Source organism: Desulfatibacillum aliphaticivorans DSM 15576 (genome assembly GCF_000429905.1).
Lineage (GTDB): Bacteria > Desulfobacterota > Desulfobacteria > Desulfobacterales > Desulfatibacillaceae > Desulfatibacillum > Desulfatibacillum aliphaticivorans.
The window spans coordinates 35,285-49,393 of the sequence record NZ_AUCT01000013.1 but is presented as its reverse complement, the minus strand read 5'-3'; the positions used below and the strand labels follow the sequence as shown (position 1 = coordinate 49,393).

Genomic DNA, 14,109 nt, shown 5'->3' with positions numbered 1-14,109 from the left:
ATTATGCGCTTCCTAATTTGAGTGATTATTGGTTGCAAGCCAAAGCCTGCAAAACAATTTTTGTTAGGGTTTTGTTATGAATTCAATAGGAAGTCAAGGGCAAACCCGATAATTCAGGTTATTGCCCGTAAAATCAATGGAAGAGTTGATAAAAATAATTTTCAGCTATCTGTAAGAACCCGCTATGCACGCCCGGCATTGTTCGGCGTATTTAATGGCCCCGGGAAGGTGGGGTAGTAGCTCAAAATGCTTCAATGCCCGGCCAAAGGCGCCCAGGTTCATGAGGTTGGTCCCCAGGCAAAGGCGGATTTGTTGGTCGTTGGGAAACAGCTCCAGGGCCTTTTCCAGAATATCCAAGGCTTTTTCAAACTGGCCGCATTTCTGGCGGAGCAATCCCAATCCAAGGTAGGCCCGTGGGTCCTGTGCAAAAGTAAGGGCCTTTTCAAATAAAAATTCCCCAACCCCGGATGCGTTGGAGATGCGGGAGTCATTAGCATAATCGCCCACGGTGAAGGTCATGCCCAGGCGGGAGTAAAAATCGCTGTGCTCCATGGTCAAATCCGGATTGTTTTCCAATTGCAGGCTGTATACATAATCAGGAAGATTTCGATAAAAATGATTTCGCAGGGCGTCGCCGGTTTCTTCAATCAAATCCTGGGTGAGGGCGGGGTCCGACTCCCAGTACATGATGTCTTCCACCCGTTTCAGCCAGATGTCGTCCGTGAGGTTGTTTTTTTGCAGATACTCTTCATACAGCCTGGTTCCTGGGAATATATCCAGGATATAAAACACGGCGCCTAAAGGCTTGATGGCGTCCATGAGGTCCAGGTTGGCTTGCAGCACCTCAGGGCCTTCCCCCTGACATCCGTATATAAAATAAGCTCTGGACAAGATGCCGAAACGGATAGTCAGTTCAAAAGCCCGCAAAATATCCTGGGTGGACATATTTTTGTTCAACATGTCGCGCGTGGTCTCGCAGCCGCTTTCCACCCCGTAGCTTATCTGGATGCATCCGGCCTTCCGCATCCAGTAAAGGATGTCTTCGTCCACCCGGTCCACCCGGCTGATGGCGTTCCACGATATATCCAGGCCCGCCTCGATAATTTCTTTACAAACCCTGATGACCAAGTCTTTTTTTAAGGTAAAGGTGTCATCGGAGACGTAAAAGAACTTTTCGCCGGATTTAGCCAGGGTGTGAAGCTGGCGTACAAAATAATCCGCCGAGTGAAAACGCATGGTCCGGCCCCAGAACTTGGGGGATCCGCAAAAGGTGCAGTTGTGAGGGCATCCGCGGGAAAGGGACAGGTGCTGAAACTTGTAAAACCTGGAAGGCCGGGGCAAGGCGTCAATATCCCTTATATATCCCTTTTGCTCCGTCAAAACCGGCGCGCCGTCCACCCTGGCGGCGACTCCCTGTATATCAGTTATACCCCGGGAATCTCCGATTTCCAGGCATTTCACCAGAGAGGCCATGGCCTCCTCGCCTTCGCCAACAACCGCATAATCCACCTGGGGGAAGTGCGTAAGAAAATGCTCCCATAAAAAGGTTGCGCCAATTCCTCCTAAAACAATGGTCAGGTTGGGATTTCTTTCCTTGAGCATGGCGGCCATGTCCAGGGCGCCGAACCGGTTGCCGTTGACAATGGAAAACCCCACCACCGCCGGCCCGAAGGACTCAATGGTCTGCACGGCCTTGGCCATGTCCAGGTTGGGCATGTGCCAGTTCGCCACTTGGGCGTCGTGCCCTGCATCCCGCAATACGGCCGCTACATGATACAAGCCTATGGGAACGGAAGCCACGTCATCGGAGGAAACCCTTTTGTTCAGGAAGGGGGGATATATGAGCAAAACTTTCATGGACTCTCAAGAACCACAAGCAGGCCGGACTGTCAAGGAGGGAGTGACAGCAGGGGAGGGGGGCGCCGGAAAAAAGGCTTATTTCATACCCTCCATAAAGTCGGCGTAGACCTTGAAATGGTCCGTGTCCTTATAGGCGATAGGGCCGATAGGCGCCTGGTCGAAACTGTATATGACGGAGTCGGGGCAACTCATCAATATGGGGGAGTGGGACGCAATAATAAACTGGGACTCCCCTTTTTCATTGGCCTCGGCAAGCAGGTCCAGAAGAACCAATTGAGTCTTTGGGGATAAAGCGGTCTCCGGCTCGTCCAAAAAATACAACCCCGGCCTTTTGGTCACGGCTGAGAAAAAGGACATCAAGGATTGGCCGTGGGATTGGGTTACCAGGGACTTCCCTCCGTAATACTCCAGGACGCCCGGGCTGGTGGTTTCCCACTCTTCCACCAAAAACGCGAAGTTCTGGAAAATCTGGGACCCAAAAAAAGCCCCGGAAACCCGGCCTCGTTCCCAGGTCACCTGCACGGCCTTCCACAGGGTCTTTTCCCAAGGATTGTTTTCCAGGCGAACCCTATGGGCGCCCTCCCAGATGTGGATGCCGCACCTTTGACAGATAGCCTTTAACAACGTGGATTTCCCCGTGCCGTTCTCCCCAGTAAAAAAGGTCACAGGCCGCGTAAATTCCAGGCTTTCCGTCTTCGTGAAGACATCCAGGTTAAAAGGATAAACATCCACATCCGGGAAAAGGTCCACCCGCAGGCGCGCTTCGCAAACATGCATGGGATTAGACTTCCAAATCTACAGTATCGTTAAAGCTCGCCTGCTTGGGCAAAACCGGAACCTTAGGCTCGGTAACCGGTTTTGGCGTTTCGGCTTTTGATTTGTCGGCTTCAGGGGCTTCGGGGGCTTCGTCAGCCTTTTCTTCGGGCGCCTCTTCAGCCGCTTCTGCTTCAATGGGTTCGGGCTGCACGTCCAGCTCCACAGGCTCTTCCGGCTGCGGTTCCGGCTCGGGTTCGGGCGCCTTCTTTTTGACAGGCGCCCGGGATTCTATTTCGCCCAGTTTGTCATAGTCCGGGAATAAGGCTTTAACATTGTCAGTAGCATCTTCCGGAGGATATACCCGGACTCCGTCCTTGATAAGATCCGCCATCAACTTGATGGGAATCTTGAGCTTTTCCATCTGGCCGCCGTTTCCGTTCAAATGCCTTTCCACCAGGTTGTGGCTTTCCATATGGATCAGACGCACGATGGCCTCGTTTTGGCCTTTCTTGATATCCTCCAGGCTTTCCGGCTTTAATTTCAGAGCCCTTACATGCTCTTCAAAAATTTTGGCTTCCTGATATTTGCCGTAAACCACAGCGGCGGACCAGGCCAAATCGCCGGCCAGACAGAGGGCGGCTTCCGTGCCCACGTCGATTTCAATCCAGTTGGCGGCGGGGTCGATGTGGCAGATGGCGGATTTGCCTTTGGTATAATCCCCGACCACCGAACCCTGAAGCGTTTTCTCCAGCTTGCTGCAAACATACATGAGCTTCTTGATGTTTACGGGCTCGGGGATTTGGATATTCAGCACATTGGCGGCGTCAGCCGGCATCAATTGGCGAAGGGTCAGCAAAAGAGCCCTGGCGCCATGGAACAGGGCGGCCGCGGATTCTTTTATGTCCTCCGCCTGCGCCTGGTTTCTCTGATCCAGATAATCCTTTTCCTCCGCCCCCATGGCCGAATCCCGCAAAGCGCTGATGGGCGCCTCGAAAACCGGAACGGCAGACAGAGATTCCATGGCCTTCTTAAAGGTTTGGATGTCCGAAAAGGAATATCCCGTATCCAGTTGCTTGGCTTTAAGCTGCAGGCCGTCTAGATCCGCATTCTCCAATATGGATAAAAGATTTCTCAGCCTCATTGCGTGTCTCCTGTTTTCAGGTATGGGAATAAGGGCGCGTTTACACCAAATATAGGCGGTATCATAAGAAACCGAAGAAATCTATGATATTATTCACACTTTTTAAAAAATCACCTCACAAATCAGGAGTTTTCCCCATAAAGCCTTTGTCAAAAGGGAAATGCTTCATAAAGACAAGGCCATGGTAGTCACCCCGGAAAACCCCAGGGAATACAAATAGGGGTAGCTTTCGGTATTCCTCCGGCAGACCCACGCACACGGATATATCCTGTTTTTCCGATTTCATGAACGCCTCCATAGTTATTGATCCAACCAACGCGTAATCAATTATGGCAATCTTGGCGCCAAGTTTCAGGCATATTCCAAACATACGCGGTTTCAAGGGCTTAAGCGGGGATGTACGGATTTTTTCCAGGGCGGCCCCGTCTCCGCCCGTACCTATGATGCACAGGGCATGTGCACGGCATGTTCCTGCGGGCTTTTTCCGGGCCAGGGTTTTCCTTTTCATTTTCCCTTATTTAGGATATCCTAATGGGACTGTGTGCCGGACCAAACTTAGGGATTTACAGCACCATCACGGCTGGAGCCGTGAGCGACGGGAAACGGGAATGCGCTTAGGAATATACGGAGGAACATTCGACCCCATCCATATCGGACATTTACGCATGGCCGTGGAGGTGCAGGAGAAGTTCTCTCTGGATAAAGTCGTGCTCATTCCCTGCAATACGCCGCCCCATAAGGAAAACGGCGCCGCCGCCTCGGCCCGGGACAGATTGGCCATGGTTCGCATGGCCGTGGAGGGCAGGGCCGGCCTGGAAGCCTCGGACATGGAAATACGCCAGGGAGGCCCATCCTACACCGTGGCCACTTTGGAGGCTTTGCAGTCCCCTGACAAGGAGATTTTCTTTATCCTGGGCCTGGACGCCTTTTTGGAGATTCATACCTGGAAGGAATATGAGCGCCTTTTTTCCCTGGCGCACTTCATAGTCCTGGCCCGGCCGTGGCAGGGGGGCAGGGCGGAAATGTTTCACGTGGAACAGTATATCCGGGAGAACCTGCCGGGTTTGGCCGTCCCGGAGCCTGACCAGGGATATTTCAGGGCCTTACACGAAAACAAGCGGATTTACTTTGCACAGACAACGGCGCTGGATATTTCCGCCACCCATATTCGCAAGGCCGTGAACCAGGGAAAAAGCATTGCTTTTCTGGCGCCCGAATCCGTGGAAAAATATATTAAACGACAAGGACTATATTTATGAGCAAAGACCTACCGCAGGAGTTGGCTCCGTTCTTTGACGCCTTGGGGCAAAGAAAGGCCCGAGGCCTGGTGGGGCTGGACGTACGCGGCATATCCTCCGTGGCGGACTTCATGGTCATATGCAGCGGCCTGTCCAACCGGCAGGTGGCGGCCATGGCCGAGCACGTGGAGCGCCACATGAAAAAACGCAAGCAAAAAGCCCTGGGCGTGGAGGGAAAGACGGAGGGCCAATGGGTGCTCCTGGATTACGACGATGTCATCGTCCATATATTCCACGACTCCGCCAGGGATTTTTACGATCTGGAAGGTTTGTGGGCGGACGCCAAGCGCTATTATCCCAAGGGCCGGCCGGAAGAACAGGAAGGTGAAGATGAGTAACTCAGATAAAGAGATGCCTTATATCATCGACAAGGTGACGGGAAATCTGGCGCCCCATATAGGCGCAGAGGATAATCGCCAAAAGGCCGAGGAGCTTCTTTTGGGGGAAAAAGGCTTTTCTGCGGCCGACATTTCCGTGGACCACCCTGTATCCGTGGAAGTGAATGGACAGGATTATGCCTCCGCCTTGGACCTCTTAGTCTTTGTGGACGGCAAACCTGTGATGGTGATCAAATGCGCGGCGGGCTCTTTGGACTCCCGGCAGAAGGAAGTGATCGCCGCGGCCCGGGTATGCATAGATCCCATTCCGCCCATAGCCGCTTCTACAGACGGGAGCGAATGGCTGTTGTGGGACGTGAAATCCGGAAAGCAGATGGGGCGGGGCGCAGATTCGGTCCCGGACAAAAGCCGGGCTGGGGATATTTTAGCCGCCTACACTCCCGAGCCCCTGGAGGGCAAGGCCCTTATGCGGGAGCGCCTGATATTCAGATCCTACGACATGGACAACGTCAATGTCGCCCGTAAGGCATACTAAGCTAAAAAACGCATAAAAAAAAGGGTCGGACTTTCATCCGGCCCTTTTGTATTTTTCGTTTAAGGCGGCTGGTTATTCCGTCAAATCCTTGCCGCAATGTTTGCACACTTTGGCGCGTTGCTTGACAATCTCCGCACAATAAGGGCATTCCCTGGTGAATGTCCGTTCCATGACCGCCTTAATGGTTTTTTCCACAGCCTCCTTAATCAGCCGATTCCCGAATTTTTTATTGAGCAAAGCCTCCAGGCAATCCACGTCGCCCAACTCCTCCAGCATGTCCGCCGCCTTGATGCGGACCCTGCCGGGAGCGCAGGCGTCCAAAAGAAGGGCTAAGGGGACCTTGGCGTCCTTGTCAGCGTAAGCCTGGGCCAGGGAGGCAAAGCCCTCCTTGATGGCGACTTTTTCCTGTTCCATTTTGGCCAAAATTTCCTCGTCCACAATTTGGCCGGTGCCGCCCACCTTGGAAAAAACAGGCATGAACTCAAACTGTCCGGAGCTGGGATAGCAAAAACACCGCGTGGATGCGCAATGTCCGTGCTCTTCTTCAAAGTGGCTCCAGCCTGAGACAAAAGGCGGACACTCGTCATTGAAGCAGACAAAAAGATACGGCTCGCCCCATCCCAGACCGTCCGAGAAGTTTACAGGCGGCACTTCCCAAATTTTCATGGCCTGGCCGCAATGCGGGCATACAGGAACAGGCGTGTGCATGATTTTATCAAGTATTTGCTCTTTGGTCTCAAAGCTCATAAGGCTAATATCCTTTTCCTTTACGGGTTTAGGGGCTTAAGCCCTTTCTCTACAAAGTAAGAGCCCTGGCTGGCTTGTCAATACGGCGGCAATGCCAGGGGGCAGCCCCAAGATGTTCCACGTGGAACAATTTTAACCCCCAGATAGTGTATACCTTTTTCCAATCCCTATTTTCCTATGCAAAAATCGGAAAAGATGCGATCCAAAATGTCGGGAGAAACGCCAAGCCCCAGGACTTGCTCCAGGGATTTTTGGGCCTCCTCCATGTCAAAGGCCGCAAGCTCCCAAGCCTCCTCCAAAATGCGACCCCGGGCTTCGGTTGCGCTTTCTAAAGCGCTTTCCAGGGCGCCCTTTTGCCGGAGATTGGGAATGATTCCGGGCGCGGCGTCCAGCTCCCGCCCCTGCCTCAAAGAGTTTTCCATGGCCCGGCGGAGGCCGTCCAGACCCTGGCCGGTTTTTGCGCTGACCGCCACGGGGGCGTAATCCCTGACAGGGGAGGGGATAAATCCAGGGTGCAGATCCATCTTGTTGTAAACCATCAACACGCGGTTGCAGGAGTGTTCGGCCTGACGCCGCAACTCCTGGTCTTCAGGGGAAAGGTCGCTTCCGGCCTCGACGACTAGCATGACCAAATCGGATTCGCCCATGGCGTCTTTGGCCCTTTGCATACCGATCATCTCTACGGCGTCCGAGGAGGTGCGCAGCCCCGCCGTGTCGGACAACGTGAAGTGCAGGCCTCGAATAAGCACGGGCTCTCGGATCACGTCCCGGGTGGCGCCCGGAGTCTCCGTGACGATGGACCGTTCCTGGCCGGCCAGGGCGTTCATAAGGCTGGACTTGCCCACATTGGGACGGCCGACAATGGCGGCCCTTAGCCCTTCCATATGGGCTTTGCCCAGCTCGGCGGCTTCCGCCAGCTCTCTTAAGGGAGGAATGACGCCTTGGTCCAGTTTGGCCAGGATCCATTTTGTTTCGCCGTCGCCCGTATCATCCGAAAAATCCAGGGCGGCCTCAATGTGGGCTCGGCATTCCATGATGGAGTCCAGTATGTCTTCCACACGGCATTTAAGAGCGCCGCCCACATGCGCGGCTGCGGTTTTCGCCGCCCGGGAGGTGCGGGCGTGGATGAGGTCCACCACGGCTTCGGCCTGGGAGAGGTCCATGCGGCCATTTAAAAACGCCCGGCGGGTGAACTCCCCGGGTTCGGCCAGGCGGGCCCCCTGGGACAGCACCGTCTCCAGCACCGCGCTTAAAACCACCGGGCCTCCGTGCCCCTGAATCTCGGCAACGTCCTCTCCTGTATAGGTTCCAGGGCCGGGCATAAACACGGCCAGGACTTCGTCCTTGACTGCGGTGGTCTTGGGATCGACGATTTTTCCCCGAATCAGTTTATACGCTTCGGGCGGCCAAATATCGAAGGATGAGTGCGCCGGCTGAAAAATGCTTTTTAAGATGGAAGAGGATAGGGGGCCTGATATGCGTATAACGCCGATGCCGCCTACTCCGGGAGGGGTGGCGATGGCTGCAATGGTTTGAGAAAGGTTCATGGCGCCAAACAAAACCCGGGCCTGCTTTCCAGGCCCGGGCGTTTAAGTTCAGGATTGTTTCTTGGCCTGCCCCCTTTGGGGGAATACGACCAGCTTGCGCAAATAGCCGTTGCCTTTGCTCTGGGTGCGGATGCCTTTTTCGTTTTTCAAGGCAAGGTGCACGATCCTGCGGTCATGAGCGCTCATGGGGCTGAAACTGGCAGGCTTTCCGGATTTTCTTACCTTGGCGCCAAGGCGCTTGGCCTGCTTGATCAGGCTTTCCTCCCGCTTGAGCAGATAATCGCCGGCGTCCACACGCACCCTGATTTTTTTGCTGCGGGCGCGGTTGACGATTTTTTCCACCAGGTACTGGATGGCGTCCAATGTCTGGCCGCGGCGCCCAATAAGCACCGCCGGCTTCTCGCATTCCAGGGTGACGACTATGTCGCCGTCCTCGTTCTGGGAGGCCTTTCCGGCGGCTTCCTCGGCAATGGTGCGGGCCATGGTGACGGACGCCTCTATGGCCAGTTCCATGCATTGCTCCAGGTTGGGATCGTCTTCGGCGGCTTCGTTAGGCTCGTTTTCGTCTGCATCGTCTGCCAAGTCGGCTTCCATTGCCTGAGCCTCTTCTATAGCCGTCTGGTCTTCCTGATGCTCCTGAGTTTCGGGAACTTCCTCGGCGATTGTCGCTTCCACGGGTTCGGGGGCATTTTCCGCAGCCGGTTCGCAAGCCTCCTGCGTAGCAGGCTCTTCTTCAACCTGCGCAGGCTTGGGTTCCGCGGCTTTTTTCGGCTTCCTGCCCTTGCCCTTGGCGGCGCCCGACTTGCGGCCTTTTTTCGCCTCTGCGTTGGCTGCCGGAGGATAGACGCGAATGCGTGCTTTTTTTACCCCTACCAAGCCGAAAATGCCAGTGGATCCATAGGACAATACATCGTATTTAAGCTGCTTCTTACTGACTCCTAATTCCTTGCAAGCGAGTTCCACAGCGTCTTCCGCTGTTTTTCCTTCAAATTCCACGTTCGAATTCATGGTTCCTCCGTGTTCAGGAACTGGTCTTTCCTATGTAATACTGCTGGGCGATGGAAACCACGTTATTGACCAGCCAGTAAAGGACGAGCCCTGACGGAAAGTTGATAAAGATAAACAGGAACACAAGAGGCAACAGCATCATCATCTTTGCTTGGGTGGGGTCCCCAGGGGGTGGGGACATTTTTTGCTGCAGCAGCATACTGGCGCCCATGATAAGCGTAAGAACGGGAATCCCGTAAGGCTCTGCCATGAACGGCACCGGGAAAGGCAGGTGGAACAGCCTGTCCGGTGCGGAGAGGTCGGTAATCCACCAGATAAACGGGGAGTGGCGCAACTCGATGGCTACATACAGCATTTTGTAGAACGCGATGAAAATGGGGATTTGGATGAGCATGGGCCAACAGCCGCCCATGGGATTGACCTTGAAGGTTTTGTACAGCGCAAAAACCTCCTGGTTCATCTTTTGCTTGTCGTCCTTGTATTTTTCCCGAAGCTCCTGCATGAGCGGCTGGAGCTTTTTCATTTTTTCCATGGACCTGTAGCTCTTACTGCCCAAAGGCCAAAGGACAATCTTGATGAGCAGGGTCAACAGAATAATAACCACCCCGTAGTTGGGGACATAATTGTGCATGATGTTCATCAGAAGCAAGCAGGGTTTGGCGATTACGTGGAAGAACCCAAAGTCCAGGGCGTCCTCCAGGCCCGCCTTATTCAAAATGTCTCCCTGCTTGGGTCCGAAAAAGGCCTTATAAGAAGTGGTGAATGTCTGGCCAGGGGGGATGGCCATCGGCTTGCCTGTGAACAGGGTTTGGGCCACATTGTTGGCGGAATTGAGGGACGCCTTAATGACGCCTTCCTGGGTTTGGTCAAAGACCACAGCGGACATGAAGTATCGCCATGTGAGTGCAACCCATCCGGTGGGGCCTTGTATGGTTTTTTCAGGCTTCTTTTCCGAGACCTTGAACTCTTCCATGGAATTGTTGACAAAGGCCATGGGGCCGCTGAAAACAATTCTATCGGATTTATCCGAAGGCTTACTGCTGGGCGTATAATAATTGTTCAGGATGACGGAGAGGTTGTCGTTGATGGGACCCAGAGTGTTGTTGGCCACGGAAAGCTGGCAGTCCATGGCATAGGAGTCAGGCTGAAAAGTATAGGTTTTGGTGACTATAATTCCTGACGGCGCGGTATAAGTGAATATCAGGGATTGGGGTTGTTCCTGAACATTCAGGTCTTCGGTGCTTTGGGCGCTGAATACGGCGCTTTCCAAATTGCCGAGACTGCCCCGCGCCATGGTGGTAAGCAGGGTCGCTCCGCCGGGCGGCAGGTCAACCACTCTCTTGGGAGCGGAATCCTTTGCCTGAGTTTCCCAATATTCTTTTAGCGTCAAATCGCTTAATCCGGCGCCCTTTTCCGTGAACACCGCGTGATACAGGGGCGTATCCACTGTGATATCCCTGGCTGGGCGGCCGGGAGACGCCGCGATTTCAGGGATGGGAGCGGCGGCCGGCGCAGGGGTTATTGCAGCAGCGGCTTCCTGGGCGTCCGTGCTCTGTTGCACTTGTGCAATTTCCTGGCTTTCCACAGGCGTTTCGCCTTGGTGCGGCTTGGGGCCGAAAAAATACTGGTATGCAATAAAAACCATCAAGGACAGCGCGACGGCCAAGATTAAACGAAATTGTTCCATGCTACCTAAACTCCTGGGGGCAAACGACAAATTTGCCCAGGTCAGGGCACCGGGTCAAACCCCCCTGGGTTCAGGGGATGGCACCGTAAAATTCTTCGGACAGCCAGCCAGCCGCCTTTGACCGGTCCGTGTTTTTCTATGGCCTCCACGGCGTACTGAGAGCAACTGGGGTAAAAACGGCAATGAGGACCCAATATGGGGGACACAAAACGCTGGTATATGCGGATGGGAATGATTAATAATCGTTTAATGGCGGGAGCCCTCCGAAACCCTGTTGAACAGATGGTCCAGGGAGGCTGCCAGCAAGGGCGACTCCTGCTGGCAGCAAGCCTTTTTGGCAATCACGTTGATATCAACAGGGGCTTTGAGCCTATGCTGGTTCAGACGAAAATACTCGCGCACACAGCGTTTGATCCTGTTTCTGGTGACGGCGTCTCCGACCTTTTTGGTCACTGTAACGCCCAATCGGGAGACTTTTCCCTGGGCAGGGGCGAAAACCGCAATAAAGTAAGCGTTTTGAACCCGTTTTCCCCGCTCACCAAGAGCCAGAAATTGTGGCCTTTTTCGAAGGCGCTGCTCCTTGGTGTAGGAGAACGAGCCCATGGTCTTTATGCGCTAAGGCGCTTGCGGCCCCTGGCCCTTCTGCGTTTGATGATGCGGCGCCCGGCCTTGGTGGACATTCTCTTCAGAAATCCGTGTGTGCGGGCTCTTTTAATTTTGCTGGGTTGAAACGTCCTTTTCATATTAATGTCTCCTGCATTTAATCAGTTTTTTATCGTCGTAGTCGTGGGGTCGGAACAAGGTCGTTCACTCAGGCCCGCCCCGGCCCATACAAAGACCAGCAAGTACAACATGAACCGCCCTTTTTGTCAAGCATCAGTTGAATTCTTTTGTCGGCTCCTTCCGGCTTTCCGAAAACTGGCACGAAAGATGCTTCTCTTTCGATCAGGGCCGATGAAGCCCTGTCAGGAAATTCAGGAGAAAAAGCATGTCCGAAATATCGCGAACAGGCCCCCAGTCGGGCGTTTTATCGGAATCTTCGATAAAAAAAACCGCTAAAAACAAAGGGGATTTTTCCGCCGTCCTGGCCAGGGCCGGGAAAGACGGCGAGTCCGCTCCCTTAACTTCACAGGCCAAAGAGTCCCTGGGCGTCATAACATCCGAAAACTACACTGTTTCCCATCTTTTGGTCCGAAACAGCAAGTTCGCAACGGACACATGGAATATCATACATAGCCCAATAAACCAAAATAAAGATTTTACTAAAATTCAACCAGGCGCCCAGGTTTGGATAGATCCTGAAACAAAGGAGATTTCCTGGCGCCAGGAAAATCTTGCCGAGCCGGCCGTACAAACCCGCAAGAACGTCCAGGTGAGGCGCACACCGGATCTTTCCAAAGAAGCCGATTCCCTGGCGGAAAGCCTGGTGCGGGCGGTCAGCCAGGAGATAGGAAAAAATTACGAGGATGTGGACTGCTACGAACTGGTCGTAAAAGGCCTTTCCAGCCTGGGAATCCAATACAGCGGCCGAGGCGGCCTTAAAGACGCCCTTATGAACCGGGCTCTGGCTTCCAGCCTGCCGTCCAACGCCTATCTTACCGGCGAGGGCCTGGTCAACGCATGCGGGAACCATCTGTTTAGCGGGACCTACATTAATATAAACGATCCGGACGTTTTGGCTAAAGAGGTGTACGAGAGCCTCGGCCCCAACCTCCGGCACGGGGGCATCCTGTCCCTGTCCACCAGGACGCGCGGCCATACAGGCGTGGTTGCGGCCCGGGACGACCAATGGACCTACATCAATTCCGGCAGGATGGACAACAACATCGGAGACCGGGTTCCCTCTTTAGGGGTGGGCCAGGAAGATCTTCTGGCTGAGTTGAGAAACTGGTTCAGGCTGGCGAAAAGCCGGGGCGAGGCCTTGTCCGTGTCTTTGGGCGAGCTTAACCGGGAAAAGCTCATGGCTTACGCCGCTCCCACGCCAGGGCCCATTTTGGTTTAACGGGATCAGAGGCGGGCTATCCTTCGTTGACGAATTCTCCGCTTTTTCCTCCGTATTTTCTCACCAAATGAATTTTTTCGATGGCCATGGCCTTGTCCGCCGACTTGCACATGTCGTAAATGGTGAGGGCGGCCACGGAGACGGCTGTGAGGGCCTCCATTTCCACGCCGGTGCGGCCGGCCACCCGGGCCTGGCCTTCAATGCGGATGCTGGAGGTTTCCGTCTCCGGGAAAAAATCCACCTGCACATGGGTCAGTTCCAGGGGATGGCACATGGGGATAAGCTCCCAGGTTTTTTTAGCCGCCATAATTCCAGCGATCCGCGCCGTCTCCAAAACATTGCCTTTCGGCATGGCCTGATCCAGGATAGATGCCAGGGTGTCCGGCTTCATGGAGAGCTTCCCTACGGCGATAGCCAGCCGGTCAGTGGTTTTTTTGTCCGAGACGTCCACCATCTGCACTCTGCCTTTTTCATCCAAATGGGAAAAATCAGCCATTAAGTTTCTCCTTGTTCCTGGCCATTTCCAGGTCCTGGGGCGTGTTTACGTTTATAAAGGATGCAAGCTGCGGGTCCGCCGCGTAAAGTTTGTCTTCGGGAATCTCTTTCACCCGAACCTGGGAAAAGATGCTCCGGATGCTCAGGCGGTCGCTTTCAAGCATTCTGGCCGCCGGCTTGAGGCACCGCTTGGAGTATATGGCGCATAAAGGCTCGTACCCGGCCTGAGTCTTGGGGATAATAATATCAAATTTCGGGTCCTGCTCTGCAAGCAAAAGGCGTATCATTCCGTCCTGAAGAAAAGGCATGTCGCAGGGCGCCAAAAAAACAAAGGGCGCCTTGGCGTATGTCAGGGCGGAGTGAACCCCGTTTAAGGAGCAGCGCCTGGTAAAAAGATCCGAGTATACGGGCAAGTCGTATTTTAAATACTCCCGGGGATTGTTGCTGATGACGAAAATCTCCATAAAAAAGGGATTGAGGCGATTCACCAAGTATTCGAAAATGGACTTGCCGTTAATATTCAAAAAAGCCTTATTCTTTCCGTCCATGCGGGAATTGGCGCCTCCGGCCAATATGGCGGCCGCACAATTGGCGGTGGAAAGGGGCTTGTTTGGTATGGTGATCTTGGCGTTCATACAGGGCCTTTTATCTGTTAGTGGAATGGTTTGCAAGAAGTTTGCTCCTGTGCTACAGGC

Annotated in this window: 17 protein-coding genes; 4 read left to right on the top strand and 13 right to left on the bottom strand. The window is 53.9% G+C overall.

Features of this window, described 5'->3' with window-relative positions; translation table 11 throughout:
* Positions 1 to 165: 165 nt before the first annotated feature.
* The 4 genes from G491_RS0114045 to G491_RS35500 form a co-directional block, all read right to left on the bottom strand.
* Positions 166 to 1,857: a B12-binding domain-containing radical SAM protein gene (locus G491_RS0114045; RefSeq protein WP_028315040.1), complete on the bottom strand. Its 1,692-nt coding sequence runs from the start codon at positions 1,855 to 1,857 to the stop codon at positions 166 to 168.
* Positions 1,858 to 1,935: 78 nt separating this feature from the next.
* On the bottom strand, positions 1,936 to 2,637 hold the full coding sequence (locus G491_RS0114040; protein ID WP_028315039.1) for an AAA family ATPase: 702 nt from the start codon (positions 2,635 to 2,637) through the stop codon (positions 1,936 to 1,938).
* Between the two features lie 4 nt (positions 2,638 to 2,641).
* Positions 2,642 to 3,757 (bottom strand): hypothetical protein, encoded by a 1,116-nt coding sequence (locus tag G491_RS0114035; RefSeq protein ID WP_028315038.1) that lies wholly within the window; start codon positions 3,755 to 3,757, stop codon positions 2,642 to 2,644.
* 115 nt (positions 3,758 to 3,872) lie between these two features.
* Positions 3,873 to 4,043 (bottom strand): hypothetical protein, encoded by a 171-nt coding sequence (locus G491_RS35500; RefSeq protein WP_157468292.1) that lies wholly within the window; start codon positions 4,041 to 4,043, stop codon positions 3,873 to 3,875.
* 322 nt (positions 4,044 to 4,365) lie between these two features.
* On the opposite strand from G491_RS35500, the gene nadD reads away from it, so the two are divergent.
* The 3 genes from nadD to G491_RS0114015 are packed head-to-tail and all read left to right on the top strand — an operon-like array spanning position 4,366 to position 5,928.
* The gene (gene nadD, locus G491_RS0114025; RefSeq protein WP_028315036.1) at positions 4,366 to 5,016 is read left to right on the top strand and encodes a nicotinate-nucleotide adenylyltransferase; all 651 of its coding nucleotides are present in this window, start codon (positions 4,366 to 4,368) and stop codon (positions 5,014 to 5,016) included.
* Positions 5,013 to 5,393: a ribosome silencing factor gene (gene rsfS / locus G491_RS0114020; protein ID WP_028315035.1), complete on the top strand. Its 381-nt coding sequence runs from the start codon at positions 5,013 to 5,015 to the stop codon at positions 5,391 to 5,393. The genes nadD and rsfS overlap by 4 nt, the downstream gene beginning before the upstream one ends.
* A complete protein-coding gene (locus tag G491_RS0114015) occupies positions 5,386 to 5,928 on the top strand; it encodes a type I restriction enzyme HsdR N-terminal domain-containing protein (RefSeq protein WP_028315034.1) in 543 nt (180 codons plus the stop codon). Before rsfS ends, G491_RS0114015 begins: the two co-directional genes overlap by 8 nt.
* Positions 5,929 to 6,000: 72 nt before the next feature.
* Here G491_RS0114015 and G491_RS0114010 read toward each other — a convergent pair whose 3' ends face one another.
* The 7 genes from G491_RS0114010 to rpmH form a co-directional block, all read right to left on the bottom strand.
* Complete coding sequence (locus G491_RS0114010; protein WP_015948861.1) at positions 6,001 to 6,675, bottom strand: zinc ribbon domain-containing protein; 675 nt, start codon at positions 6,673 to 6,675, stop codon at positions 6,001 to 6,003.
* A 167-nt stretch (positions 6,676 to 6,842) separates the two neighbouring features.
* Positions 6,843 to 8,222, bottom strand: coding sequence for a tRNA uridine-5-carboxymethylaminomethyl(34) synthesis GTPase MnmE (gene mnmE, locus G491_RS0114005; protein ID WP_028315033.1), 1,380 nt, complete (start codon positions 8,220 to 8,222; stop codon positions 6,843 to 6,845).
* 48 nt (positions 8,223 to 8,270) lie between these two features.
* Positions 8,271 to 9,230 carry an RNA-binding cell elongation regulator Jag/EloR gene (gene jag / locus G491_RS0114000; protein ID WP_028315032.1) on the bottom strand — a complete coding sequence of 320 codons (960 nt, stop codon included), beginning with the start codon at positions 9,228 to 9,230 and terminating at the stop codon, positions 8,271 to 8,273.
* Between the two features lie 13 nt (positions 9,231 to 9,243).
* On the bottom strand, positions 9,244 to 10,917 hold the full coding sequence (gene yidC, locus G491_RS0113995; RefSeq protein ID WP_028315031.1) for a membrane protein insertase YidC: 1,674 nt from the start codon (positions 10,915 to 10,917) through the stop codon (positions 9,244 to 9,246).
* A gap of 41 nt (positions 10,918 to 10,958) precedes the next feature.
* On the bottom strand, positions 10,959 to 11,258 hold the full coding sequence (yidD, locus tag G491_RS34935; protein ID WP_428829358.1) for a membrane protein insertion efficiency factor YidD: 300 nt from the start codon (positions 11,256 to 11,258) through the stop codon (positions 10,959 to 10,961).
* A complete protein-coding gene (gene rnpA, locus G491_RS0113990) occupies positions 11,164 to 11,520 on the bottom strand; it encodes a ribonuclease P protein component (protein WP_015948866.1) in 357 nt (118 codons plus the stop codon). Before rnpA ends, yidD begins: the two co-directional genes overlap by 95 nt.
* A 5-nt stretch (positions 11,521 to 11,525) precedes the next feature.
* Positions 11,526 to 11,660, bottom strand: a complete 135-nt coding sequence (rpmH, locus tag G491_RS0113985; RefSeq protein WP_015948867.1) for a 50S ribosomal protein L34 — start codon at positions 11,658 to 11,660, stop codon at positions 11,526 to 11,528.
* A gap of 245 nt (positions 11,661 to 11,905) precedes the next feature.
* On the opposite strand from rpmH, the gene G491_RS0113980 reads away from it, so the two are divergent.
* Positions 11,906 to 12,919, top strand: coding sequence for a hypothetical protein (locus tag G491_RS0113980; RefSeq protein WP_028315030.1), 1,014 nt, complete (start codon positions 11,906 to 11,908; stop codon positions 12,917 to 12,919).
* A gap of 16 nt (positions 12,920 to 12,935) precedes the next feature.
* Here the strand turns inward: G491_RS0113980 and moaC are convergent, their stop codons facing one another.
* Together moaC and mobA are read right to left on the bottom strand one after the other, a co-directional pair.
* The gene (moaC, locus tag G491_RS0113975; protein WP_015948869.1) at positions 12,936 to 13,415 is read right to left on the bottom strand and encodes a cyclic pyranopterin monophosphate synthase MoaC; all 480 of its coding nucleotides are present in this window, start codon (positions 13,413 to 13,415) and stop codon (positions 12,936 to 12,938) included.
* Positions 13,408 to 14,049 (bottom strand): molybdenum cofactor guanylyltransferase, encoded by a 642-nt coding sequence (gene mobA / locus G491_RS0113970; protein ID WP_051327263.1) that lies wholly within the window; start codon positions 14,047 to 14,049, stop codon positions 13,408 to 13,410. The genes moaC and mobA overlap by 8 nt, the downstream gene beginning before the upstream one ends.
* Positions 14,050 to 14,109 lie beyond the last annotated feature (60 nt).

What these genes read in the sequence shown, in the direction of transcription:
- G491_RS0114045 (WP_028315040.1), bottom strand. Translation starts at nt 1,857, where the DNA reads ATGAAAGTTTTGCTCATATATCCCCCCTTCCTGAACAAAAGGGTTTCC.
- G491_RS0114040 (WP_028315039.1), bottom strand. Translation starts at nt 2,637, where the DNA reads ATGCATGTTTGCGAAGCGCGCCTGCGGGTGGACCTTTTCCCGGATGTG.
- G491_RS0114035 (WP_028315038.1), bottom strand. Translation starts at nt 3,757, where the DNA reads ATGAGGCTGAGAAATCTTTTATCCATATTGGAGAATGCGGATCTAGAC.
- G491_RS35500 (WP_157468292.1), bottom strand. Translation starts at nt 4,043, where the DNA reads ATGAAATCGGAAAAACAGGATATATCCGTGTGCGTGGGTCTGCCGGAG.
- nadD (WP_028315036.1), top strand. Translation starts at nt 4,366, where the DNA reads ATGCGCTTAGGAATATACGGAGGAACATTCGACCCCATCCATATCGGA.
- rsfS (WP_028315035.1), top strand. Translation starts at nt 5,013, where the DNA reads ATGAGCAAAGACCTACCGCAGGAGTTGGCTCCGTTCTTTGACGCCTTG.
- G491_RS0114015 (WP_028315034.1), top strand. Translation starts at nt 5,386, where the DNA reads ATGAGTAACTCAGATAAAGAGATGCCTTATATCATCGACAAGGTGACG.
- G491_RS0114010 (WP_015948861.1), bottom strand. Translation starts at nt 6,675, where the DNA reads ATGAGCTTTGAGACCAAAGAGCAAATACTTGATAAAATCATGCACACG.
- mnmE (WP_028315033.1), bottom strand. Translation starts at nt 8,222, where the DNA reads ATGAACCTTTCTCAAACCATTGCAGCCATCGCCACCCCTCCCGGAGTA.
- jag (WP_028315032.1), bottom strand. Translation starts at nt 9,230, where the DNA reads ATGAATTCGAACGTGGAATTTGAAGGAAAAACAGCGGAAGACGCTGTG.
- yidC (WP_028315031.1), bottom strand. Translation starts at nt 10,917, where the DNA reads ATGGAACAATTTCGTTTAATCTTGGCCGTCGCGCTGTCCTTGATGGTT.
- rnpA (WP_015948866.1), bottom strand. Translation starts at nt 11,520, where the DNA reads ATGGGCTCGTTCTCCTACACCAAGGAGCAGCGCCTTCGAAAAAGGCCA.
- rpmH (WP_015948867.1), bottom strand. Translation starts at nt 11,660, where the DNA reads ATGAAAAGGACGTTTCAACCCAGCAAAATTAAAAGAGCCCGCACACAC.
- G491_RS0113980 (WP_028315030.1), top strand. Translation starts at nt 11,906, where the DNA reads ATGTCCGAAATATCGCGAACAGGCCCCCAGTCGGGCGTTTTATCGGAA.
- moaC (WP_015948869.1), bottom strand. Translation starts at nt 13,415, where the DNA reads ATGGCTGATTTTTCCCATTTGGATGAAAAAGGCAGAGTGCAGATGGTG.
- mobA (WP_051327263.1), bottom strand. Translation starts at nt 14,049, where the DNA reads ATGAACGCCAAGATCACCATACCAAACAAGCCCCTTTCCACCGCCAAT.